Source organism: bacterium (genome assembly GCA_035454885.1).
Taxonomy (GTDB): Bacteria; UBA10199; UBA10199; order JACPAL01.
In genome coordinates, this window is sequence record DATIGE010000064.1 from 48742 (window position 1) to 69789 (window position 21048).

Annotated in this window: 23 protein-coding genes; 15 read left to right on the forward strand and 8 right to left on the reverse strand. The window is 61.9% G+C overall.

What is annotated here, in order from left to right; translation table 11 throughout:
- Nucleotides 1-42 precede the first annotated feature (42 nt).
- On the reverse strand, nucleotides 43-1251 hold the full coding sequence (locus tag VLJ37_11075) for a diadenylate cyclase (GenBank protein ID HSA60213.1): 1209 nt from the start codon (nucleotides 1249-1251) through the stop codon (nucleotides 43-45).
- A gap of 78 nt (nucleotides 1252-1329) precedes the next feature.
- On the opposite strand from VLJ37_11075, the gene VLJ37_11080 reads away from it, so the two are divergent.
- Together VLJ37_11080 and VLJ37_11085 are read left to right on the forward strand one after the other, a co-directional pair.
- Nucleotides 1330-1932, forward strand: coding sequence for a hypothetical protein (locus VLJ37_11080; GenBank protein HSA60214.1), 603 nt, complete (start codon nucleotides 1330-1332; stop codon nucleotides 1930-1932).
- A gap of 40 nt (nucleotides 1933-1972) precedes the next feature.
- A complete protein-coding gene (locus VLJ37_11085; protein HSA60215.1) occupies nucleotides 1973-3118 on the forward strand; it encodes a C45 family peptidase in 1146 nt (381 codons plus the stop codon).
- 25 nt (nucleotides 3119-3143) lie between these two features.
- On the opposite strand, the gene VLJ37_11090 is transcribed toward VLJ37_11085, so the two are convergent.
- The 3 genes from VLJ37_11090 to VLJ37_11100 are packed head-to-tail and all read right to left on the reverse strand — an operon-like array spanning nucleotide 3144 to nucleotide 5640.
- Nucleotides 3144-4316, reverse strand: coding sequence for a L,D-transpeptidase family protein (locus VLJ37_11090; GenBank protein HSA60216.1), 1173 nt, complete (start codon nucleotides 4314-4316; stop codon nucleotides 3144-3146).
- Nucleotides 4317-4372: 56 nt separating this feature from the next.
- Nucleotides 4373-5218 (reverse strand): 50S ribosomal protein L11 methyltransferase, encoded by an 846-nt coding sequence (locus VLJ37_11095; GenBank protein HSA60217.1) that lies wholly within the window; start codon nucleotides 5216-5218, stop codon nucleotides 4373-4375.
- Between the two features lie 2 nt (nucleotides 5219-5220).
- The gene (locus VLJ37_11100; GenBank protein ID HSA60218.1) at nucleotides 5221-5640 is read right to left on the reverse strand and encodes a peptidylprolyl isomerase; all 420 of its coding nucleotides are present in this window, start codon (nucleotides 5638-5640) and stop codon (nucleotides 5221-5223) included.
- Between the two features lie 95 nt (nucleotides 5641-5735).
- On the opposite strand from VLJ37_11100, the gene VLJ37_11105 reads away from it, so the two are divergent.
- Nucleotides 5736-6806, forward strand: a complete 1071-nt coding sequence (locus tag VLJ37_11105) for a deoxyhypusine synthase (GenBank protein ID HSA60219.1) — start codon at nucleotides 5736-5738, stop codon at nucleotides 6804-6806.
- Between the two features lie 21 nt (nucleotides 6807-6827).
- On the opposite strand, the gene VLJ37_11110 is transcribed toward VLJ37_11105, so the two are convergent.
- Nucleotides 6828-7796, reverse strand: coding sequence for a hypothetical protein (locus VLJ37_11110; protein HSA60220.1), 969 nt, complete (start codon nucleotides 7794-7796; stop codon nucleotides 6828-6830).
- A 75-nt stretch (nucleotides 7797-7871) separates the two neighbouring features.
- Between VLJ37_11110 and VLJ37_11115 the strand changes: the two genes are divergently transcribed.
- Genes VLJ37_11115 through VLJ37_11130 form a run of 4 tightly spaced genes read left to right on the forward strand, consistent with a single transcriptional unit; the run spans nucleotide 7872 to nucleotide 11923 of the window.
- Complete coding sequence (locus tag VLJ37_11115) at nucleotides 7872-9200, forward strand: TolC family protein (protein ID HSA60221.1); 1329 nt, start codon at nucleotides 7872-7874, stop codon at nucleotides 9198-9200.
- Nucleotides 9197-9889, forward strand: coding sequence for an HlyD family efflux transporter periplasmic adaptor subunit (locus VLJ37_11120; protein ID HSA60222.1), 693 nt, complete (start codon nucleotides 9197-9199; stop codon nucleotides 9887-9889). The genes VLJ37_11115 and VLJ37_11120 overlap by 4 nt, the downstream gene beginning before the upstream one ends.
- A complete protein-coding gene (locus VLJ37_11125) occupies nucleotides 9886-10833 on the forward strand; it encodes an ABC transporter ATP-binding protein (GenBank protein HSA60223.1) in 948 nt (315 codons plus the stop codon). Before VLJ37_11120 ends, VLJ37_11125 begins: the two co-directional genes overlap by 4 nt.
- The gene (locus VLJ37_11130; GenBank protein ID HSA60224.1) at nucleotides 10820-11923 is read left to right on the forward strand and encodes an ABC transporter permease; all 1104 of its coding nucleotides are present in this window, start codon (nucleotides 10820-10822) and stop codon (nucleotides 11921-11923) included. The genes VLJ37_11125 and VLJ37_11130 overlap by 14 nt, the downstream gene beginning before the upstream one ends.
- A gap of 9 nt (nucleotides 11924-11932) precedes the next feature.
- Here VLJ37_11130 and VLJ37_11135 read toward each other — a convergent pair whose 3' ends face one another.
- Nucleotides 11933-13531 carry an NAD(P)/FAD-dependent oxidoreductase gene (locus tag VLJ37_11135; protein HSA60225.1) on the reverse strand — a complete coding sequence of 533 codons (1599 nt, stop codon included), beginning with the start codon at nucleotides 13529-13531 and terminating at the stop codon, nucleotides 11933-11935.
- 61 nt (nucleotides 13532-13592) lie between these two features.
- Here VLJ37_11135 and VLJ37_11140 point away from each other — a divergent pair, with 61 nt between their 5' ends.
- Both VLJ37_11140 and yacG read left to right on the forward strand, forming a co-directional pair.
- Nucleotides 13593-13874 carry a hypothetical protein gene (locus VLJ37_11140; GenBank protein HSA60226.1) on the forward strand — a complete coding sequence of 94 codons (282 nt, stop codon included), beginning with the start codon at nucleotides 13593-13595 and terminating at the stop codon, nucleotides 13872-13874.
- 4 nt (nucleotides 13875-13878) lie between these two features.
- Nucleotides 13879-14088 (forward strand): DNA gyrase inhibitor YacG, encoded by a 210-nt coding sequence (gene yacG / locus VLJ37_11145; GenBank protein ID HSA60227.1) that lies wholly within the window; start codon nucleotides 13879-13881, stop codon nucleotides 14086-14088.
- A 46-nt stretch (nucleotides 14089-14134) separates the two neighbouring features.
- Here the strand turns inward: yacG and VLJ37_11150 are convergent, their stop codons facing one another.
- On the reverse strand, nucleotides 14135-14401 hold the full coding sequence (locus VLJ37_11150; protein HSA60228.1) for a YciI family protein: 267 nt from the start codon (nucleotides 14399-14401) through the stop codon (nucleotides 14135-14137).
- Here VLJ37_11150 and lipA point away from each other — a divergent pair.
- From lipA to VLJ37_11180, 6 genes are all read left to right on the forward strand, one after another.
- A complete protein-coding gene (gene lipA / locus VLJ37_11155; protein ID HSA60229.1) occupies nucleotides 14400-15287 on the forward strand; it encodes a lipoyl synthase in 888 nt (295 codons plus the stop codon). The genes VLJ37_11150 and lipA overlap by 2 nt on opposite strands.
- Nucleotides 15277-16458, forward strand: coding sequence for an aminotransferase class I/II-fold pyridoxal phosphate-dependent enzyme (locus VLJ37_11160; GenBank protein ID HSA60230.1), 1182 nt, complete (start codon nucleotides 15277-15279; stop codon nucleotides 16456-16458). Before lipA ends, VLJ37_11160 begins: the two co-directional genes overlap by 11 nt.
- The gene (locus tag VLJ37_11165) at nucleotides 16455-17759 is read left to right on the forward strand and encodes a homoserine dehydrogenase (GenBank protein ID HSA60231.1); all 1305 of its coding nucleotides are present in this window, start codon (nucleotides 16455-16457) and stop codon (nucleotides 17757-17759) included. Before VLJ37_11160 ends, VLJ37_11165 begins: the two co-directional genes overlap by 4 nt.
- 3 nt (nucleotides 17760-17762) lie before the next feature.
- The gene (gene thrC, locus VLJ37_11170) at nucleotides 17763-18818 is read left to right on the forward strand and encodes a threonine synthase (GenBank protein HSA60232.1); all 1056 of its coding nucleotides are present in this window, start codon (nucleotides 17763-17765) and stop codon (nucleotides 18816-18818) included.
- 83 nt (nucleotides 18819-18901) lie between these two features.
- A complete protein-coding gene (locus VLJ37_11175) occupies nucleotides 18902-19351 on the forward strand; it encodes an HIT domain-containing protein (protein HSA60233.1) in 450 nt (149 codons plus the stop codon).
- A 37-nt stretch (nucleotides 19352-19388) separates the two neighbouring features.
- Nucleotides 19389-19760, forward strand: coding sequence for a hypothetical protein (locus tag VLJ37_11180; GenBank protein HSA60234.1), 372 nt, complete (start codon nucleotides 19389-19391; stop codon nucleotides 19758-19760).
- Here the strand turns inward: VLJ37_11180 and VLJ37_11185 are convergent, their stop codons facing one another.
- Nucleotides 19761-21047, reverse strand: a complete 1287-nt coding sequence (locus tag VLJ37_11185) for an MBL fold metallo-hydrolase (protein ID HSA60235.1) — start codon at nucleotides 21045-21047, stop codon at nucleotides 19761-19763. It abuts the gene before it with no gap.
- Between the last annotated feature and the right edge of the window lies 1 nt (nucleotide 21048).

Here is a 21048-nt window from a genome sequence, read left to right on the forward strand (position 1 = left end):
TAAGGTTGCCAGAAGAGCCGATGTCCTCACCAAATTATTTTACTACTTGGCCTCGATTTCGACCAGAACCATCGTCGGATCGATGTCCTCCAGGATCGTCCCGGGTGGTACGGTCATGTTCGCATCGGAGAGAGACACCGACCATTCGCCGCGGCCATAATTGTAGAGCTTGAGGACGGCGCGTATCTCATTGGGATCCATAAACTGGAAGGCATGGCGGGGCCCGGAGAAGGTCACCGAGACGACTTTGGGCTCGACCGACTCGACGTACAGTTCCGGAGAGGGATCGGTGTACTCGACGGGGAGGACGAAGGTCCGGTGGATGATGCGGGTCTCGTGCACGACGGCGTACCAAAGCGCCAGCGTGATGAGGAGTGAGAACGCCTTTTCTCGGAAATTCCGGACGAAGAGATTCGCCAGGAAGCTCCGCTTCTTGGACGGAGCGAGATCGGCGTAGAATTTTTCCAGGACGGCGCGAAGGCGGCGCGCTTCGCCCGGAGCGCCCAAATCCTCCAGGCGCCCCCCAACCGCGGCCGAAACCCGTCCCGTCTCCTCCGACACGACCAGGCACAGGGCGTCGCTCACCTCCGAGATGCCCACCGCCGCCGCATGCCTCATGCCGCCGCGGCCCGAGCGCGAGAAATCCTTCGCCAGAGGCAGTTGGCAACCGAAGCGGACCACGCGCTCGCCGTCGACCAACACCGCCCCGTCGTGTCCCACGGAATGCGGATCAAAAATGCTCTTGAGGAGGGGTTCGCTCAGGTCGCCGTTCAACCCGAACCCGCCGGTAATGTGACGGTCGATGGTCCCCATGCCCTTGAGGACGACCAAGGCGCCGATCCTCTGGCCGGACAGGTCCGTCAGCGTGTTGGTGAGAATGTCGACGACCCGGGGCGTCTGGGACGACGGCGCGCTCGACCCCCTGAACTTGCGGTTCAGGCTCCACACGGCCACCTGCTCAAAGAAATACTTCAGCTCCTCCTGAAAGATAATGATGACCGCGATCAGGATCACGGCGAAGAACGACTGGAGGACGAAGGAGGTCAGGATCAGTCCGAACTCGTGGGCCAAGAGGTAGACCAGGCCGACGATCGCGATGCCCGCCAACACGAAGAAGGCCCGTCTCCGTTTGAACCAGACGAAGACGGCGTAGAGGATCATCGACATGAACGCGATGTCGACGAATCCGGCGACGCCGATCTCGCGGGTCAGGGACCAAAGATCCAACGGATGAATGTCGAAGTGGGCCACCCGCCGCCGCTTAGCAAAGGACGCAAAGTCTGTCCATCCCGTGTCAAAAAGTATAGACTTCATGATTGGAGGTTAGAGATGAAATCGAGACGTTTGACCTTCTTCCTGGCCATGACCCTCTTTCCGGCCCTGGCCTCCGCAGGCGCGGAGGGTCCGCTCTCCCTGGACGTGATCAAGGTGAATTCCAAGGGAAGCTGGACCGAGGTCCAGATCGCCATCCAGAACAACGGCGACACGGACGCCCAGTTTGAGTGCTGTACGGTCTTTCTCGAAAACTCGGACGGATACGCCGTCGCCTCGCTCAATCAGGGGGAGGTCCGCTCGCAGATCCACAACAAAGCCAAGACGGGAGCGATCCTCGGGGGCATCGCGGCCGGCGGCCTGGGATTGGGCGGGCTCATCAGCGGCCACGAAGAGCTGGGTTACGCCGCCGTGGGCGTGGGCGCCGGCAGCGCCATCGCGGGCACGGTCGGGGAGGCGGGCGCCGAAGGCGCCGCCCGGGACATCGTCATCGACGACATCATGCGGAACCATCTCTTTCCGGCGGGTTTGAAAGTCGCCGGAATCGCCTATTTTCCCCCTAAGAAGAAATGGCCGGGCTCCAAGCGCGCCGAAGAGATCCATCTGACCTACAAGATGGGGAATCAGACCTATCGCGCCTCCTCACCCGTGCCGAACTAGCAGCTTGTTGAATTCGCGCCGTTCGCGTTAAGATCCGTTGATGCGCGAAAAACCCTTCGTTGAGATCGAATGCGCGGGTTCGCCCTATGAGATGGGTCTCGCGCAAGGCCGATGGCTGAAACCGCACGCGGAAGGCGTTCTGAGGGCCTTGGTCGACAACCGCTACGTCCCTCGATGGTTCAAATTCGCCGGGATCCCGACGCTCAAGACGCTGCTCACGCTGAAGGGGATCCATGTGCGGAGCCGGCATTTCGCCAGTCTCTGGAAGCATTCCGCCGACCAGTTCGAGCGGCTCCGGGGCATCTCCGAGGGTTCAGGCCTCCGCCTGACGCTTCTCCTGGGGATGATGAGCGTCGAAACGATGATGGCGACCTTCCAGTACGTGATGGGTTGCACATCCCTCGGCATGGGGAAGACGCGGTCCAAGACCGGCTCGCCGTTGATCGGCTACAACCACGACTTTCCCGACTTTCTGAAGGGTCACCTGCTCGTCCGCCGATCCGAGCCCCGGAACGGCCACCGTTCCGTCCAGCTCACGTACCCCTCGATCGCAGGCTCGATCGCCGGGGTGAACGACGCCGGGCTCGCGATCTCCCTGAACCACGCCTTTTCGGTCGAGCCCGCGAACGACGGGGTTCCTCCGACCCTCATGGTCCAGCAAGCCCTGGATCGCTGCGCGGACGCCGAGGCCGCTGCCCGCCTCTTCGAGCAAACCAAGTTCTCGAACGGATCGATGGCGACGGTGGTCGACGCGCAGGGCGGCGTGTTCGCGCTTGAACTCGCCTGCGGCCGTTTCGGCGTGCGGAGGCCCGAAAACGGCGTGAGCCTGACGCTCAACGAGTATCAGATCCCGGAACTCAAGGAGATCGAGGTCCCGCAGGACGCGGTCTTCAATCCGAGGAAGTACCCGAAGTTTTTCGCCGGAGTCGCCATCCACCAGGCCAATTGGGAACGCCGACGACGTTTCGATAAACTCCTCGCTTCGGGGAAAAGAATGGGCGTCGAGGACGTCAAAAAGTTCCTGGCCGACCACAACGGAAACGGAAAAGGCGCCCTGGGCACGATCTGCCGGCACCATCCCACCAGCGACACCATCGCCTCCGCCGTCCTCCATCCCAAGGAGGGCGTCTTGGAGGCCAGCCGCGGCTTCGCCTGCGAGGCGCGGTATCAGAGATTCGAATTGTAACCACCGAATGGGAGTCCGTGGCTGGTTAGAGGCCCAGTTCGGAGGCGAGCTCGGCGTCCTTGCCATAGACGTCGTCTCGGAAGTTGACGCGGCCCTGATCGTCCACCCAAGTGGTGATGTAGATGATATGGACGTCGACCGGCTTCGGCAACGGGACGTCCCGATTCCTGCGCGAGGCGATGGCTTTTTCGATCTTTTCGCGCGGCCATTCCGGATCGTCCTTGAGAAGATATTCGGCAAGTTCCATCGGCTTCTCGACACGCACGCATCCGTGGCTCAAGGCCCGCATTTGCCGCTTGAAGAAGCCCTTCTGCGGGGTGTCGTGCAGATAGACGGCGTAGGGATTCGGAAACATGAACTTGACCCGGCCCAGCGAATTGCCGGCTCCCTCGCGCTGGACGATCCGGTAGCCCGGGTTTCTGGCGCTGACCTTCGTCCAGTCGATGGTCGCGGCGTCGACCGCCTGGGTCTTCCCGTCCACATTTCCCAAAACCACCATGTTGTTCTTAGCCAGATAGTCCGGATTCTTCCGCAGGTGGTGGATCATTTCCTTCTCAAAGATACCGTCGGGGACGTTCCACTTGGGATTGAAAATCAGGTACTTGATCTGGCTGTCCAAGAGGGGGGTTTGCCACTCCTTGCGTTGCCCCAAGACGACTTTCATCTCGAGGGCCTTCTTGCCTCCATCGATCACCTTCAAGCGGTAGTCCGGGACGTTGACGATGACGGCGGGGTCTCCCAAATCCTTGGGCAGACGCTCCCGCGCGGCGAGGCCGACTTGGAGCTGCCGGACGCGGTCCTCGACGGGGACGTTCAAGGCCGCCAAGGTCTCTTTGCCGGCGACGCCGTCCGGGTCGAAGCCGTGCCGTTCCTGAAATCGCATCAGCGCCTGTTCGACGTCGTCGTCAAAGACGTTTCCGTCCTGTTTTCCCTTTGGAAGATCTCCGGTCACCGCGAGACGCTTTCTCAGAGAGAGGACCCCCGCTCCCGTATCACCCTTCTGAAGCTTGGTTGCGGAAACCGTCGGCCAGCCCCCGTTGGAGGCGATTCTCTTGTAAACCTCGAGGGCCTGCTGGAGTCCGGTCAGGGAAGGTTTCGCGGCCTCCGGCGCCTTGGCCCTTGTCGGGGGCTGTTTGGAGGCGCAGCCGGCGGCCATCACGAGCGCAAAAACCGACAGGCAACGGAAAAAATGACGCATGCTCCCTTAACTTGCGTTTCGACGGGTCGAAGTCAAGGGATCTCGCAATGCCAAGATCAATCCGGGCGCGCGAGCGTCAGGCAACACCAATCCTCGGCGTCGTTCCGCTCCAGGAGCCGGAAACCGCGGAAGGCTTCCTCGACTTGACCGGCTTCATCGTGCGTGATTCCGGAGAGGATCATCCGGCCCTTCGGCGCGAGAACCCGGAGCAACTCGGCCTTGAGATGCAGGATCGTCGGCGTGAGCAGGTTGCCCAAAACGGCCTCATAAGGCCCGGACGCCTCCGTCACGGAGCGCAGGAGCGGGATCGTCGCGCAGCCGTTTCTGAGAAAATTCCCCCGGGCATTCTCGATGGCTTCCTCCGAGATCTCGACGGCCTCAACCCTGGGAATTCCCATTTTCTTGGCCAGGATCGCGAGGATGCCGCTGCCGGTCCCCACATCCAGCGCCGAGGCGGGCGGCGGAACCAAGTGCCAGAGGGCCCGCGCAACGAGCCTCGTGGTCTCATGCCTCCCCGTCCCGAAGGCCGGACCTGGCATGAGGACGATGTCGTTCGCCGAGCGTACCGCGTCGGGGGAACTTCCTTGTAGTTCCTTCGGCGGAACGACCCGGACGCTGGAGACGAGCGGAAACGGCTCGAAAGGGGCGGGGAGAAACGTCGCGTCGGTCAGACCGATGGTCGTCGCGTCCAGGATGGAGGCGTCCGGCAACCGGCGTTGTAAAATTTCCAAGAATTCGGCGAGGGGGACCCGGGCGTCAAAATAGGCCTTGAGAACGACCCTGCCGTCCTTTTCGGACTCCTCGAGCCCCAGACAACCCAAATCGTAAAGACGCCCTTGCAGGAGGTCCGTTTCTTCCAGGGATGCGCCGACGCGCACGGCATGGTACGACGGCGGGGCCATCGTCAGGCGGTGACATCGACCACTTCGACCGCGAAACGAAGCACCTTGCCCGCCAGCGGGTGATTAAAGTCGAGCGTGATCTCTTCCAGGCTCAAGTCCGAGACGACCGCGTTGAACACCTGTTCGCCCATCTGGCCGCTCACCATGTCGCCCACCTTGAGATCCTTCGCGTTTTCGAAGGCGCCCCGAGGCACCTTTTGAAAGGCGTTGGGGTCCACGGAGCCGTAACCCTTCTCGGGCGCGACCGTGACCTCCTTCTTGTCGCCGGCCTTGAGCCCCTCGAGCTCGTACTCGAGTCCGGGGATGATCTGTCCCGATCCCTGGACGTAGACCAAGGGGTCCCCCTCGGCCGAGCTGTCGAGGATCACGCCGTCGACGGAAAGCGTGTAATGGATCTTCACGGTGGAGCCTTTTTTAATCATTGGTTCTCCTTGATATTATTCTATTTTCCACTTTTTTGAGCCCTTGGAAAGATGAATCTTGCCACCAAAAACCTCTCACGTTATGGGGCTCACCTATGCCATCCAAATCCGACTACCTGAAGCGCCCCATCGAGCACATCGACGTCAAGAAGCACGATCTCACCGGGTATGTCGACTCCCTGCAGGGTTTGGCTTTCCAGGCCCGCAACCTCCACCGGGGGGCGCAAATCTTCGATCGGATGGTCGCCGACCCCGACGCCGCCGTCATCCTCTGCCTCGCCGGCTCCATCGTCAGCGCGGGACTCAAGCAGGTCGTCGTCGACATGGTCGAGAGCCGCATGGTCGACGCCATCGTTTCCACCGGCGCCAACATCGTCGATCAGGACTTCTTCGAGGGACTCGGGTTCAAACACTACATCGGCTCGCCGGCCGTGGACGACAACCTCATGCGGGATCTCCACATCGACCGCATCTACGACACCTTCATCGACGAGGACGAGCTGCGCGTCTGCGACGAAACCACCGGCAAGATCGCGGACGAACTCCCGCCCCGGCCGTATTCCTCGCGCGAGTTCATCCGCGAGATGGGGCGCTACCTCGACGGTCTGGGCAAGAAGATCCCCTCGATCGTGCATTCGGCCTACAAGAACGACGTGCCCATCTTTTGCCCGGCCTTCTCGGACTGCAGCGCGGGCTTCGGCCTCGTCATGCATCAGACCAAGAACCCGGACCGGCACGTGTCGATCGACTCGGCCAAGGATTTTAAGGAACTCACGGAGATCAAGATCAATTCAGGCCAATCGGGCCTCTTCATGATCGGCGGGGGCGTTCCCAAAAACTTCGCGCAGGACATCGTCGTGGCGGCGGATCTTCTGGGCAAGGAGGTCCCCATGCACAAGTACGCGGTCCAGATCACGGTCGCGGACGAGCGGGACGGGGGGCTTTCGGGCTCGACGCTCCGCGAAGCGAGCTCCTGGGGCAAGGTGGACACGGCCCTGGAACAGATGGTCTACGCAGAGGCGACGCTCGCCATGCCATTGATCGTCAGCTACGTCTATCATCGGGGAACGTGGAAGAACCGCAAGGAACGGCGTTTCTCGCGTCTCTTTGAAAAGACCGGGCTCCCCACAGGCGCCGCCAAGGCATCCGCCACGGCAAGCCGTTAGACGTTCATCGACACATGGGGGCTAACTGACCGGGCAGGGAATCCTCCGGGGGAGGGGAGCCCCGTCATGACGAGCCGATTCCACCTGACGGATCAGGTCCACCAAGACCATCGCGGCCTCCGGGGTCTCCACCAATTTCAAATGATCGAAACCGGCGAAGACCTGAGCCGGCCCGCGAAGGACCGCCGAATCCATGGGAACAATCCCGTCGTTGACCGAACCATGATCGAGGAAGGGCGAGAAGACGCGCATACCACCCTGGATGATCAGGCTGGAGATCTTTGAAAAGCAGCCGCCGTGGAAAGCCGGGGTGCCGTCATTGCTGACAAGGTTGGCGTCAATGACCTCGTCGGGCCGGCGCCGGACGCGCCCGTAAAAGGCCTCCAGGTTGGGCGCCGTGATGCCGCTCAAGAGAAGGGGAAGACGGGGCTCGACAAGGACACGGTTCACGCAGCGCCCGACGCGCGTCAACCGTACGCCCCTCAAGGGCGAAGCCAAGGACACGAATAGCCCTTCCGAGAGCCGTCTCCCCAACGCCTCCAGGGCCGAAAGCGAGACGCCTTCCAGGCCCGGGCACTCGTCGCGGATGGCCGCAACATCCCCGCCCTTGGCCAAGGCCGCCACCGTATAGACCGTCAGTCCGCCCGCGGAATGTCCGCAGAAGACCGGACGCTCGCCAAGCGTTTCGGGCCGCTCGATAAAATGACGCAGGACGTCTCCAGTGTTCTCGCGCCACTCGCGCAGGCGGTTTCTTTCCCCCTCGCGCGTGAAGCGGAACACTTCAGGCTGAAATCCATAAGCCCTCAGCGTTCCCAAAAACGGAGACGCCGGCTCGAAATGAAGCATGCCGCGTAAGAAGTGAATCGGACGGCGATCGACGGCGGAGATATCGGGCAGAGCAGGCAGAGAGCGATGCGACGCGCAGCCGTAATAAACGCCCAGGGCGTTTCCGACGGTCCAGTTGGCGAGTTGAACGATGCCTCCCAGCATGCGAATGATTTTATGTTCGCTCTATCGCACAAAAAGGTTGCCTCGTCTCCGTCAAAAAAATTAATATTTGACGCAGTGAGACGAAATTCGCCCCTACGTTCTCCTTTTTTTTCCGCTCTCGCCGTCTCTTTTTTCTTCTGCCTCGGCGCCGCCCCCGTCAAACTGAGCCTGTCTCAGGCCATGACGTTGGCGCTGGAGCGTCAGGTGGAGGTGATCGTCGCCGACGAGCGCGTCCGGCAGGCGTTGAACCGCATCACCCAGGCCCGTTCGGTCCTTCTTCCGCAATTGAACGGTTCGGCTTCGATCGTCCGGCAGACGGCGAATCTTGAGGCCAGAGGCATCCGCATTCCCGGACAAGACCCGTTGGTTGGGCCCTTCAACACGTTCGATGCGCGGCTGTCGGCGACCCAGGCGATCTTCGACGTCGCGGCGATCCAGAGACTGCGCGCGATGAAGGCGGGACGGGACGTCTCGGAGGCGGAGCGCCGGAAGGCCGAACAGGACGCGATGGCCCTGGCGGCATCGTTCTATTTGGAGGCGCGCCGCGGTCAGGATCAGATCGCGCTGGCGCAATCCCTTTTGCATTTGGCCGAGCGAAGGCTGACCGTGGCGCGCGAAGGCCAAAGCGCGGGTTCGGGCACGGAGCTGGACGTCCTTCAATTGGAATCGGACGTGGCCGATCGGCGCGAGGGCCTGGCGGCCGCGAAGACCCGGGCCCTCGAGGCTCGATTGGACCTCCAGGCGGCGCTCGGACTGCCGGAGGACCGGGCCATCGCCTTCACTCCGGGGGATCCCTTTCCGAAAGCGGGCGAGCCGACGGACGACCAGATCGCTGCGGCCGTCTCCGGACATCCGGACGTCGACATTTCGGAAAAAACCGCCATCCAGCGTAAAAGGGAAACCTTGGTCGAAAAGGCGGATTTTTTCCCGCGCCTGTCCGTCGCCGCCGACTACGGCGCGAGCGGCAGTTCGCCGTCAAATTCGGAGGGAACCTATACCTTCGGGGGGCAGCTGACCGTTCCGTTCTTTCGCGGGGGCTTGCGCTCGGGACGCATTCGCGAGGCCCGGAGCCGCGAGCGCGAAAGCGCCGCGAGAAAGGACGACGCCGCCCGTCAAACCGAGGCCAAGGCCCGGACGGCCCGCGAGAATCTCAAACAGGCCGTCTATCTGCTCGCGGCGGCGCGCAGCGATCAAAGCGAGGCCGAGCGGAGATTCGCGCTCGCGCAGGACCGCCTGGCCAGCGGGGCCGGAAGTTCCCTCGAACTGACCGAAGCCGAGGCCGGTTCCGCCGCCGCGCGCGACCGGACCCGGGAGGCCGAGGCCTCCGCGCTCTTGGCGCGGGTTCAACTGGAACACGCCCTGGGGCGCCTCGACGATTTGATCGACCCGAAAGGAAGCCCATGAAAGCCCTCGCGATCGCTCTTGCTCTCTTGCTGACGTCGGTTTCCTCCGGCTGCCGGTTGGGTCGGGATTCCGAACTGAGGCTCTCCGGGACCCTCGAGATGACCGAGCATACCGTCGGCGCCCGGGTGGCCGGCCGCATCACGACCCTGAACTTCGACGAAGGCCAGGAGGTAACAAAAAGCCAGCTGTTGGCGACCCTGGACCGTTTCGAACAGGCTCAAAGGGACATCGAGCGCCTCAAGAGACAGTTGAGTCAAGGCGGCGTGTCTCAGCAGGCGGTCGAGCAGGGGGACTTGAACGTCGATGACCAGAGAGTCCTCTCTCCGGTCGACGGCGTCGTTCTGGTCAAGGTCCGAGAGACCGGCGAGATCGTCGCCGCCGGGGGCCCGGTCGCCGTCATCGGAGACACGGCGAGCGTCTGGGTGCGCGTGTACGTGCCCGAAGGAAGCATCGCCCGCGTGCGCCTGGGAACCCCGGCATCGATCTCCTTCGACGGCGCCTCGAGAGACGTGCCAGGCAAGGTCATCTACATCGCCCCGCAAGCCGAATTCACGCCGCGGAACGTTCAATCCGAAGACGAGCGCGTGACCCAGACCTTTGCCGTGAAGGTGGCGCTGGACCGGCCCGAGCCATGGCTCAAACCCGGCATCGCCGCCGACGTCACCTTGAAGCTCGAGGCCCGGCCGTGAGCGGCGATTCCGGCGGCATCGCCATCGAGGCCAAGGATCTCACGCGACTCTTCGGCGGCGTCACCGCGGTCGATCACGTGAGTTTTCAAATCCGGTACGGCGAGATCTTCGGCTTCCTGGGAGCCAACGGCGCCGGCAAGAGCACCACCATCCGCATGCTCTGCGGCATCTTGGAGCCGACCTCGGGAACGGCGCGCGTGGCGGGCTTCGACGTCGTCGAGGACCCCGAGAGGATCAAGGAGTCCATCGGTTACATGTCGCAGAAATTCAGCCTCTACAGCGACCTGACGGTCGACGAGAACCTCGAATTCTACGGAAGCATCTATCAGCTCTCGGGACAGGACTTGAAGACGCGGATGCAGGAGGTCTTGGAATTGACGGGGCTCAAGCCCTGGCAATATCATCGCGCCGATCAACTTTCCGGCGGTTGGAAGCAGAGGCTGGCCTTGGCCAACGCCCTCCTGCACAAGCCCCGCATCCTCTTCCTGGACGAGCCGACGGCCGGCATCGACCCGCTCTCGCGCCGGGCGCTTTGGGAAGTGCTCTACCGCATCGCCCACGGAGGCGTCGCCCTCTTCGTCACGACGCATTACATGGAAGAGGCCGAGCGCTGCAATCAGATCGCCTTCATCAGCCGGGGAAGACTGCTGACCCTGGGCACGCCGCAGGAATTGAAAACGAAGGTCGGCGGCAAATTGCTGGAGGTCGAATGCCGGCCGCTCATGAAGGGGTCGAGCGTCTTCGGCAGGTTGGACGGCGTGACCGGCGTCACCGCCTACGGGACGACGCTCCATTTGAACGTCACCGACGAGACCCAGGTCAAAGGAGAGATCCGGGCGGCGGCCGCGAAGGAGGACATCGAGGTCACGAACGTCCGTCCGATCGCCGCCTCTCTCGAGGACGTCTTCGCCGCGCTTACGGAGGGCAGCGATGAGGCGCCTTAAGGCCATCCTGTGGAAGGAAGTCCTCCACATCCTCCGCGACCCGCGGACGCTCATGATGATCATCATGATGCCCGCAATGCAGTTGACGATCTATGGCTACGCCATCAACACGGACGTCAAACACATCCGCTCGGCCGTCTTCGACGAGGACAGGAGCCCCTTGAGCCGCCGACTCGTGCAGGCCTTCGAGCAATCCGCCTATTTCGATTTCCGGGAACACGCCCGATCCCAGTCGGAGCTCCAGCGGATGCTCGACCGGGGAGACGCCAAGGCGGCCCTGCACATTCCGCCGGATTTCGCCAAGGACCTCCTCGCGGGACGCAATGCACTTCTGCAACTTCTGGTCGACGGCACCGATTCGAATCCGGCCAATACCGCCTTGAACACGAGCCAGGCCATCGTCATAGCCTTCATGCAAAAGGAAAATCTCGTGCCGGCCGCCGTCGCGCCGGTCGATTTCCGCCCGCGCCTCTGGTACAACCCGGACCTGAAAAGCGTCTATTTCATGGTGCCAGGACTCGTGGGCCTGCTCCTGCAGGTCTTGATCCCGATGATCACCGCCACGGCGATCGTGCGCGAGAAGGAGCGGGGGAACATCGAGCAGCTGCTGGTCACCCCGATCCGGCGCTGGGAACTGATGCTCGGGAAACTGATCCCCTACGTCGGCATCGGGATGGTCATCGCCCTCCTGATCGTCACGGCGGCGCGCTTCCTCTTCTCGGTCCCGATCCGCGGGAATTTATTCACGCTGATGGCCACGTCCTTCCTCTTCCTGTCGGTCTGCCTGGGAGTGGGGCTCTTCGCCTCAACGGTGGCGAACAACCAGCAACAGGCGGCCCAGATGGTCATGTTCCTCGTGCCGCCGTCGATCCTCCTTTCGGGCTTCATCTTCCCTCGGGAGAGCATGCCGCGGTTGATCTATTATTTGAGCTTCGGAATCCCTCTCACGTACTACCTGACCATCGTGCGCGGCATCATCCTGAAGGGATTGGGGTGGATGGATCTCTGGAAACAGATCCTGCCTCTCGTGGTCATGTCGATCGGCGTCCTGACGATGAGCGTGCTGAAGTTCCGCAAGCGCTTGAGCTGACGGGTTCCGTCACTTCCTGAGAATGCCTTCCAGGACATTCTTCCCCAACACCACGGAGGCCGCGAGAACCCCTCCCATCAGCGCCCCGCCGAAACCGACAGAGGCGACGTCTTGTCCCGTCAAATAAAGGCCGTCCACCGGCGTGCGGGGCCTCAACCAACGCAGCCGGAAGCGTTCGGGCGTATGATCGAGCCCGTAGATTTCGCCGTGATCGTAATTCGCGAAATGCCGCGTCGACAGGGGGGTCGATACCTCCGAATAGTCCACCTTCCCCCGGATCTGCGGAACCATGCGGTAGACGTTTTCAAGGAGGCGGCCCGCCAATTTGGATTTCAGGCCCTCGTAATCGCCGCCGCGCTTCATCCAGGGCGTGTCCCGCCATTTCTCGAACCATTCATAAGGGACGAATCCCACGGCCTCCATCGTCGCCGTTCCGGGGTGTTTCCGGTCCCAGTCCGGATCCTTGGCCGAGGGAAACGAAATATAGGTGACGGGAAGGGGGGCTTCGGGGTCGCGGATGTAATTTGCGATGTTCGCGTCGTGGTCATAGCCGGGATAGACCCAAAAATTGGACGCCGGCAGCCCGTGGTCCGCGGCCGTGCCCTTGAGTCCGATGTAGAGGCAAACGTGGGCAAGAGAAGGCGAGACCTGACGGAGCTTCCGGGTCAGGCCGAGGGATTCGGAGAGGGGTGAGGGCAACATTTTTCCGAACGTATTGAAGACCCCCGCGTCGCTCACGACGGTCTTGGCGGCGATCCGGTCCCCGTTGGCGAGCCGGACGCCCGCGGCCCTACCGTTCTCGACCAGGATCTCCGCAACCTCGGCCTTGACCAAGACGCGCCCCCCGGCGCCTTCGATCTCCGGAAAGATGGCTTCCGCGATGGACTCCGCGCCTCCCGCCGGGTAGGAACCGCCCTCATAGTAGTGCCTTGCGACGATGGCATGGATGGCGAAGCTCGACCGGCGGGGGGGAAGTCCGTAGTCGCCGTACTGCGACGCCAGGACGCCGATCAGTTTCTCGTTTTTCGTCAAGGACGAGAGCACGTCCCAGGTCGTCCGGTCGGACAGCTTGAGGAATCGGCGCCGGAGGAAGGGCGCGGCCACGGCGGCGGGAATCGGTGGAAGGGCCTTTTCCATAAAATACCCGCGGGCGGCCCGTGACACCTCGTCCACGAGATCAAAATAACCATCGATCACGGGGCCTTCTCCGGGGAAATAATCCTTAAGCCTGGACTTGAGGTTCTCGCGCCCGGCCACGAAGTCGTAGACCTCGTCGCGGCCGTTCTGATGAAAGACCGCCCGGTCGTAGACCTCCGGCATGGGCGCCCAGGTGAGCCTTCCCCCGGAGACGGCGTCGCAGACCTTCCGAAGGACCGAGTTTTTCCGCTGCATCTCGCCCACGTAGTGGATGCCGACGTCCCACCGGTACCCCTTGCGCTCAAAGGTATGCGTGAACCCGCCGGCGACGTAGTGCCTCTCCAAAACCAGAACGCGGCGGCCTTCGCGGGCGAGCAATGCGGCGGCGGACAGCCCCCCGATGCCCGAACCAATGACGACGGCATCCCAGGACTCTTTCGCCAGATCGGTTTTGTAAACGCGTGCGGGCATGAAAATGACCCCCTGAGTTTTGGGTTGCAGGCGACGGCATGAAATCCTATATTTTATTCTTATGAAAAAGAAAATCTCGCAGTGGGCCGCCTTGGCGGCCGTCATCGTCTTCGCCGGATCGCCCCTGACCGCCTTGGCCGGGGAGGTCAAGACGAAGGAAGAGCCCGAGAAATGCGGGGGATACCACGACGGCCAGTATCACCTGAAGTGCAAGGACGAGAAGACAGCCAAAGAGGGCTACGTCGAACGCGAGCACAAGTGGAAGAATCCGTTCTCGGGGTTCACGAAGGCCTCCGGCACGTCCAAGACCAAGAAACAGGGGTCGATGCCTCATTCGAGGTGATGCCATGGCCGCGGCACCCAGGTGTCCTCATTGTCTCGGGCCGAGCCGGTGGGAGGACAACCCTCACCGTCCTTTCTGCTGCGAACGCTGCCGGATGATCGACCTGGGCCACTGGCTGAAGGGCGACTACAAGCTGCCGGAGGACGCCAACCGCCTCTCCGAGGAAGAAATCGCCGTCTTGGAGCGGGAGTCCAAGGAATCAACGGTGCACTAGCTTCCTTATACGAGCCGTAGCGAGCGCTGTCCCGCGGAAAGCGGGATTAAGGCAAGACCTTCTCGAACGGCTTGATCTCGTATCTCTCGAACACCCGGTGCATCACGTAGGGGTCGGTCTTCGCGATCAACTCCACCTCCGTCTTGGTCGCCACGTCGAACACGATCAGGCTTCCGGAACCATCGGTGAACGGACCCGCAGCCACGATCTTGCCCGCCCGGGCGAGGGCCCTTAACTTTTCGAGGTGGGCCTCCCGGTGAAGCTTCCGTAACTCTTGACCATTTGGGGCGTCATATCCGATAAGTACATACATGGATCTCCCTGTATTGAATTCCCAGCCGGATCGTCAACGACTTCCTCGCTGGCTCGTGAAACCGTTCGGCTTTTCGGAAAACATCCATGCCCTGAAGTCCCGCTTGCGCGCGCGCGGCCTTCACACTGTTTGCGAAGAGGCCCGATGCCCGAATCTCGGCGAATGTTGGTCCCGTAGGACGGCCACGTTCATGATTTTGGGCGACGTCTGCACGCGGCACTGCGGTTTCTGTTCCGTGACCGCCGGCAAGCCGGCCCCGGTCGACGCCGAGGAGCCCGCGAAGGTCGCCGAAATGGTGTCCCTTTTGGAGCTTAAACACGTCGTGATCACCTGCGTGGCCCGGGACGACTTGGAGGACGGCGGGGCGGCCCACTTCGTGAACGTCATTCAAGCGATCCGTTCGCGCGAGCCGGGTTGCAAGGTGGAAATTCTGACGACGGACTTCGGCATGAATCGAGACGCGATGGAGACGGTCTGCCATGCGCGGCCGGACGTGTTCAATCACAACCTCGAAACGGTTCGCCGCCTCTCGCCGCGCGTCCGCCACCGGGCGAGCTACGAGAACACGCTCGGGTTCCTGCGCCGCGTCAAGGACTTCGATCCTTCGATGGCGACCAAATCGGGCCTCATGCTGGGCCTGGGCGAGACGCGCGCGGAGGTCCTGACGGCGATGGAGGACCTGAGGAACGCCGGTTGTTCGATTCTCACCATCGGCCAATACTTGAGGCCGGAGTCCCGGAATCTGCCGGTCGTCGCATACGTCGAACCCAAGGTTTTCGAGGATTATGAAAAGATCGGATACGACATGGGCTTTGAATCCGTCGCCTCCGGCCCCTTTGTCCGTAGCTCCTACCACGCCGACGCGATGGTCCCCCATGGAATTTGAGCGCATCAAAAGGCTTCCGCCCTATACCCTGGGCGTCGTGGTGGCCATGATGGCCGAGGCGCGCAAGAGGGGCGCCGACATCATCAACCTGGGGATGGGGAATCCGGACATCCCGACGCCGCCGCACATCGTCACGAAATTGGTCGACGCCGCCCAGATGGGAAAGAATCACCGCTATTCGGTCTCGCGCGGCATCCCCAAACTCCGCATCGCCGTCTGCGACTGGTACAAACGCAACTACGACGTGGACCTCGATCCCGACAGCGAGGCCATCATGACGATCGGGGCCAAGGAGGCCCTCTCGCACCTGATGATCGCGGTGACCTCGCCCGGCGACGTCGTCCTCGTGCCCAATCCCACGTATCCCATCCATACGTATTCGGTGGTTATCGCCGGCGCGGAGGTCGGGGGCATCCGGATCGATCCCGAGATGAACATGGAGACCGACTTCTTGGAAAGCCTCGAGAAGGTGGTGAGGTCCTCCCACTCCAAGGCCAAGTTTCTGATCCTCTCGTTTCCCTCGAATCCGACGACGCAGACGGTGGGCCTCGCCTTCTTCGAAAAAATCGTGGACTTCGCGCGGGCGCACAAACTCATGGTCATCCACGACTTCGCCTACGCCGATCTCTACTTTGAGGGTCCCAAGCCACCGTCGATCCTGCAGGTCAAGGGGGCCAAGGACGTCGCCGTCGAGATCTACTCCCTCTCCAAGGGCTACAGCATGCCGGGCTGGCGGGTCGCGTTCTTGTGCGGCAACAAGGACCTGGTCTACGCGCTCACGCGGCTCAAGAGCTACTTCGACTATGGCCAATTCGCCCCGATCCAGATCGCGGCCACGGTGGCCTTGAACGGACCACAGCACTACGTGAAGGAAATCCGGGAGATCTACCAGAAGCGGAGGGACATCCTCTGCGAGGGCCTCTCGCGGGTCGGCTGGCCGATCGAAAAGCCCAAAGGCACGATGTTCGTCTGGGCGAAGATCCCCGAGGCCTTCCGGGAGATGAAGTCCCTCGAGTTCTCCAAGCTTCTGCTCTCCAGGGCCGAGGTGTGCGTCTCACCGGGGATCGGCTTTGGCGAGTATGGCGACGGCTACATTCGTTTCGCACTGGTCGAGAACGAAAAAAGGATCCGGCAGGCGGTTAACGGAATCAAAAAGGTGATCTCCTCATGACAACGACAAAACGTGAGATTGGAATCGGTTTGATCGGACTGGGCACCGTCGGCGCGGGGGTCTGGAAACTCCTGCAGGACAATCACGACGTGCTTGAGCAAAGGACCGGCGTCTCGATCAGGGTCCGCAAGGTCTGCGTCAGCGACCTCAAGAAGAAGCGCGCCGTCGACGTCCCGAAAGACCTCCTGACGGCGAATCCTGATGACGTCATCAACAACCCGGGAATCGCGATCGTCGTCGAGCTGATCGGAGGGCTGGAACCCGCGGGGTCGATCATCCTCAAGGCCTTCGAGAAGGGCAAGCACGTGGTCACGGCCAACAAGGCCCTGCTGGCGGATCGTGCGGCCGTCCTCTTTCAAAAAGGGCGGGAAAAGGGGCTGGCGTTGGGTTTCGAGGCCTCGGTGGCGGGCGGCATCCCCATCCTCAAGGCGATCCGCGAGGGATTCATCGCGAACCGGATCCAGGAGATCTACGGCATCATCAACGGCACCTCCAACTACATCCTGACGGAGATGTCGGACAAAGGCGCGGCCTTCGCGGACGTCCTGAAGCAGGCCCAGAAGGAGGGCTATGCCGAGCAGGACCCGACCTTTGACGTCAAAGGCGTCGACGCCGCCCAAAAGCTCGCCATCCTGATCGCGCTGGCGCACGGCGTGGAGCCACCGAAATCCGGGGTGTTTACCGAAGGCATCGACGGCCTCACGCCGCTCGACATCGAGTTCGCGAAGAAGTTGGGCTACTCGATCAAGCTCCTGGCCATCTGCAAGGAGCGGGAAGGGCGCATCCAGGCCCGTGTGCATCCGACGATGATCCCCCTGGGCCATCCCCTCGCGGACGTGAAGGGCGTCTTCAACGCGATCTTCCTCAAGGGCGACGCCGTGGGAGAGACCATGTTCCTCGGCCGCGGGGCGGGGATGATGCCGACGGCTTCGGCGGTCGTGAGCGACATCGCCCAAATCGCGCAGATGATCGCATCTGGGATCGTCGTGCCGGTTCCGGCGCCCCTACGACGGGACGCGGACCTCCAACCGATTGAAGATCTCGTGACCGACTATTACCTGCGGTTCTCCGTCGTCGATAAGCCCGGCGTGCTCGCCCAAATCGCCGCCCTCTTGGGAGAGCAGGGGATCAGCATCGCCAGCGTCTATCAGCAGGAAAGGGACGAGGGCTCGCGGGTGCCCATCGTCGTCATGACCCATGAAGCGCGCGAGCGGAACATCCGCCTTGCGATCTCTAAGATTGACAAGCTGGACGCCGTGCTGGACAAAACAGTCCTCATTCGGGTGGAGCATTTGAAATAGACCATGGCCTATAGCGGACTCATCACAAAATACGCGAAGTATTTGCCGATCGACCCCAAGAGCGTCGTTTCGCTCAACGAGGGAAATACGCCGCTCCTGCCGGCGCCCCGGCTGGCCGCGATGATCGGGGAAGGCGTCCAGGTCTATCTGAAACTGGAAGGCCTGAATCCCACCGGCTCCTTCAAGGACCGGGGTATGACCTACGCCGTTTCCAAGGCGTTGGAGTCCGGATCACGCGCCGTCGTCTGCGCTTCGACCGGCAACACGTCGGCCGCGCAGGCGGCTTACGCGGCCCGGGCGGGCATCAAATCCTACATCGTCATTCCGAAGGGCAAGATCGCGCTCGGCAAGCTCACCCAGGCCATGATCCACGGCTCCTCCATCGTCGCCGTCGACGGCAATTTCGACGAATCGCTGACGATCGTCCGCAGGGTGGCGGAAGAAGGTTACGCCACGATGGTGAATTCCTTGAACCCGCATCGGATCGAAGGGCAGAAAACGGCCGCGTTCGAGGTGTGTGAAGCCCTGGGACGGGCGCCGACGCACCACGCGTTGCCGGTCGGCAACGCCGGCAACATCACCGCGTACTGGAAGGGTTACAAGGAGTACCGCGGCGAGGGAATGATCGACTCGCTCCCTAAGATGACCGGCTTCCAGGCGGCCGGCGCGGCTCCCATCGTCCTTGGGCATCCCGTCAAAAAGCCGGAGACGGTCGCGACGGCCATCCGCATCGGCAACCCGGCGTCCTGGAAGCAGGCGGTCGCCGCGCGGGATGAATCGGGGGGCTTGATCGACAAGGTGACCGACCGGGAGATTCTCGGCGCCTACCGTCTCCTGGCCACGACCGAGGGTTATTTCTGCGAACCGGCCTCAGCGGCCTCCGTCGCCGGGGTCCTCAAGTACGCCAAGAAGGGCTACTTCAAGAAGGGCGACCTCATCGTCTGCACGCTGACGGGCCACGGCCTGAAAGACCCGGACACGGCCCTCAAGACGGGAAAGCCGCCGGTGATCGTGAAACCGGACTTTAAGAAGGTGTTGAAGGCTTTGCATCTCGCATAGGGCGAACACAAGGTCAGCGGAGCAGCCCCGTAGTTAGGGGTCGCCCCTACAAACCTATGAAACCAATTTTTGCCCCCTGGCGTATGGAATTCATCTTGGGCCCCAAGGAAAAGGGCTGCGTCTTCTGCAACCGCGTCCGGCGCAAATCCGACCGGAAAGACCTGATCGTGCACCGTGGCAAAACATGTTTCGTCATCCTGAACAAGTACCCCTACAACCCCGGACACCTCATGGTGGTTCCCAACCGGCACGTCTCTTCGCTCACTCAGCTCAAACCCGGGGAGTATGGGGAGATCCTCACCTTGATGGCGCGGGCCGAAAAGGTGCTGGGCGGGGCCATGCGCCCGCAGGGTTTCAACATGGGCCTGAATCTGGGAAAGGCGGCGGGGGCGGGGATCGACGACCATCTTCACTTCCACGTCATCCCGCGGTGGTTCGCGGACACCAACTTCTGGCCGGTCATCGCCGAAACCAAGTCGATGCCGCAACACCTGCTCGCCACCCAAAACCTGTTAAAGAAGTTTTGGAAGTAGGCAAAATCATGTAAGATGCAATCAAAGGGGGGTTCGTATGCGCAAAGTCCTTTCCGCTCTTGTTCTCTCGCTGTTTCTCTTCGCCATCCTGAACTTCCTCTACTGCAACCTGAACGACCAGGCGTTCAATTATCCGATGACGTTCCGGTTCTCGATCCCTCATCTCTTCGAGCTTAGGTCCATGCCGGTTCAGCTGGGATTCGTCGTCATCACGGCCTTCTGCCTGGGCATCTTCTTCCTGGCCCTCCTGCAGGCGATCCCGGCCGTGTTCAAATCGATCGCGGTGCGGTCACGCGACCGGAAGATCCGGGAGTTGGAGAAGGAGCTGGAGGAGATGAAGCATCAGGCCCCCATGCCCTCCGTCTCACACGCCGAGTCCTCGCAGGAGTCGCACGAATCCATTCATTAATCAGGCGGCCCGGGCCAGCCGGGCGAGGCTTCGGGTGAAAAAAATGAACTCCAGACCGAAAACGCGCCTGAAGTATTCCGACTTGGGCAGGTAATACATTTTCATCCGCTGCGAAATCACGAGGTCCTGGCTGTCCACCGCTCCCTGGACCAAGGCGCAAAGGTCCTTCCAATCCATGACGAGCCCGAACTGCGAACTCGTTTTGTGCGCGCCCAACTTCACGGGATTCCATCGCCGGAAATCGATCTCAAAAAAGAGATTCCGCCCCTCATAAAAGGAGGCCAACTCGAACCGCGTGGTCAGCATCGAAAGGACGATCTTGGGACTGAGCGGAAGGACTCTGAGCAGGTGATTGCGGCGCGATTTGAGAAAATCGTTCATCGCGGATTCCAGTTCCTCGGGTTCAAGGATCTTGAGATTTGGATCGTTCAGCCAGGTCTTCCAATCCGGCGACGTTGCATCGGCCGCCGGAGAGATCTGGGGGCCAAGCCCGGCGGACGTGACCCGATCCTCCCCGCCCAACCACCGGTCTCCCGGGTTCATCGCCAAAGGCCGTGTCCGGCCCCCTCCCAAACGCTCGACGGTCTCCATGAACTCAACCGCCTTGCCCGGGCAGACGCGCTCGTTCAACCACCGCAGTTCCTCCGGATACCAGACGGCGTTCGAAGCCGCCGGAACAACGTGGCGCAGCCCGAGGTCGACGCATGCCTTGGCCAGTGAATCGTAATCGGGTTTCCAGATTTTTTCCGGCTGCAAACCCATGAGCCCCGAATGGTCCCACCCGCAAAAGGGGATGAATCCGATGTCCAGCCGGTAACGTTTTCCTACGAGTTCGGCGATCGGCTCGAACACGCAATCGGCGGCGTCAAAGACGGCCTGTCCCTCGCCCTCGATCACGTATGCGATCTCCTCGGGAACTCCGACGGAAGGGATGGCGGTTATCTTGAGATCGCGGAACGTGCATGATTTCCAGGCCCTCAACTGACGCACGTCCCTAAATCCGATGGCCTTGAGCTCGGCCCGGATGTTTCGAATCGGACTCCAGGGAATGACGATCGGCGTCGATCGGTCGATCCGGCGGAGGGTCTCATCATGGAAATGGTCGAAGTGGCAATGCGTGATGCAAACGATGTCGGGGGCGGGGAGGTCCTCCAGACGGTGAACACGAGGCGGCTCGTGCCGGATGGCTCCGCCGAAGATGGGATCAGACAGCCAGGGGTCCGTCAGGCAACGGACGTTGGCGGTCTCAATCAGGAGACAGGCGTGCCCCACCCAGGTGATTTGCATC

What these genes read in the sequence shown, in the direction of transcription:
- lipA (HSA60229.1), top strand. Translation starts at nt 14,400, where the DNA reads ATGGATCTCCCTGTATTGAATTCCCAGCCGGATCGTCAACGACTTCCT.
- thrC (HSA60232.1), top strand. Translation starts at nt 17,763, where the DNA reads ATGGCCTATAGCGGACTCATCACAAAATACGCGAAGTATTTGCCGATC.
- VLJ37_11130 (HSA60224.1), top strand. Translation starts at nt 10,820, where the DNA reads ATGAGGCGCCTTAAGGCCATCCTGTGGAAGGAAGTCCTCCACATCCTC.
- VLJ37_11175 (HSA60233.1), top strand. Translation starts at nt 18,902, where the DNA reads ATGGAATTCATCTTGGGCCCCAAGGAAAAGGGCTGCGTCTTCTGCAAC.
- VLJ37_11150 (HSA60228.1), bottom strand. Translation starts at nt 14,401, where the DNA reads ATGTATGTACTTATCGGATATGACGCCCCAAATGGTCAAGAGTTACGG.
- VLJ37_11110 (HSA60220.1), bottom strand. Translation starts at nt 7,796, where the DNA reads ATGCTGGGAGGCATCGTTCAACTCGCCAACTGGACCGTCGGAAACGCC.
- VLJ37_11160 (HSA60230.1), top strand. Translation starts at nt 15,277, where the DNA reads ATGGAATTTGAGCGCATCAAAAGGCTTCCGCCCTATACCCTGGGCGTC.
- VLJ37_11080 (HSA60214.1), top strand. Translation starts at nt 1,330, where the DNA reads ATGAAATCGAGACGTTTGACCTTCTTCCTGGCCATGACCCTCTTTCCG.
- VLJ37_11095 (HSA60217.1), bottom strand. Translation starts at nt 5,218, where the DNA reads ATGGCCCCGCCGTCGTACCATGCCGTGCGCGTCGGCGCATCCCTGGAA.
- VLJ37_11140 (HSA60226.1), top strand. Translation starts at nt 13,593, where the DNA reads ATGAAAAAGAAAATCTCGCAGTGGGCCGCCTTGGCGGCCGTCATCGTC.
- VLJ37_11100 (HSA60218.1), bottom strand. Translation starts at nt 5,640, where the DNA reads ATGATTAAAAAAGGCTCCACCGTGAAGATCCATTACACGCTTTCCGTC.
- VLJ37_11135 (HSA60225.1), bottom strand. Translation starts at nt 13,531, where the DNA reads ATGCCCGCACGCGTTTACAAAACCGATCTGGCGAAAGAGTCCTGGGAT.
- VLJ37_11090 (HSA60216.1), bottom strand. Translation starts at nt 4,316, where the DNA reads ATGCGTCATTTTTTCCGTTGCCTGTCGGTTTTTGCGCTCGTGATGGCC.
- VLJ37_11165 (HSA60231.1), top strand. Translation starts at nt 16,455, where the DNA reads ATGACAACGACAAAACGTGAGATTGGAATCGGTTTGATCGGACTGGGC.
- VLJ37_11185 (HSA60235.1), bottom strand. Translation starts at nt 21,047, where the DNA reads ATGCAAATCACCTGGGTGGGGCACGCCTGTCTCCTGATTGAGACCGCC.
- VLJ37_11120 (HSA60222.1), top strand. Translation starts at nt 9,197, where the DNA reads ATGAAAGCCCTCGCGATCGCTCTTGCTCTCTTGCTGACGTCGGTTTCC.
- VLJ37_11085 (HSA60215.1), top strand. Translation starts at nt 1,973, where the DNA reads ATGCGCGAAAAACCCTTCGTTGAGATCGAATGCGCGGGTTCGCCCTAT.
- yacG (HSA60227.1), top strand. Translation starts at nt 13,879, where the DNA reads ATGGCCGCGGCACCCAGGTGTCCTCATTGTCTCGGGCCGAGCCGGTGG.
- VLJ37_11180 (HSA60234.1), top strand. Translation starts at nt 19,389, where the DNA reads ATGCGCAAAGTCCTTTCCGCTCTTGTTCTCTCGCTGTTTCTCTTCGCC.
- VLJ37_11105 (HSA60219.1), top strand. Translation starts at nt 5,736, where the DNA reads ATGCCATCCAAATCCGACTACCTGAAGCGCCCCATCGAGCACATCGAC.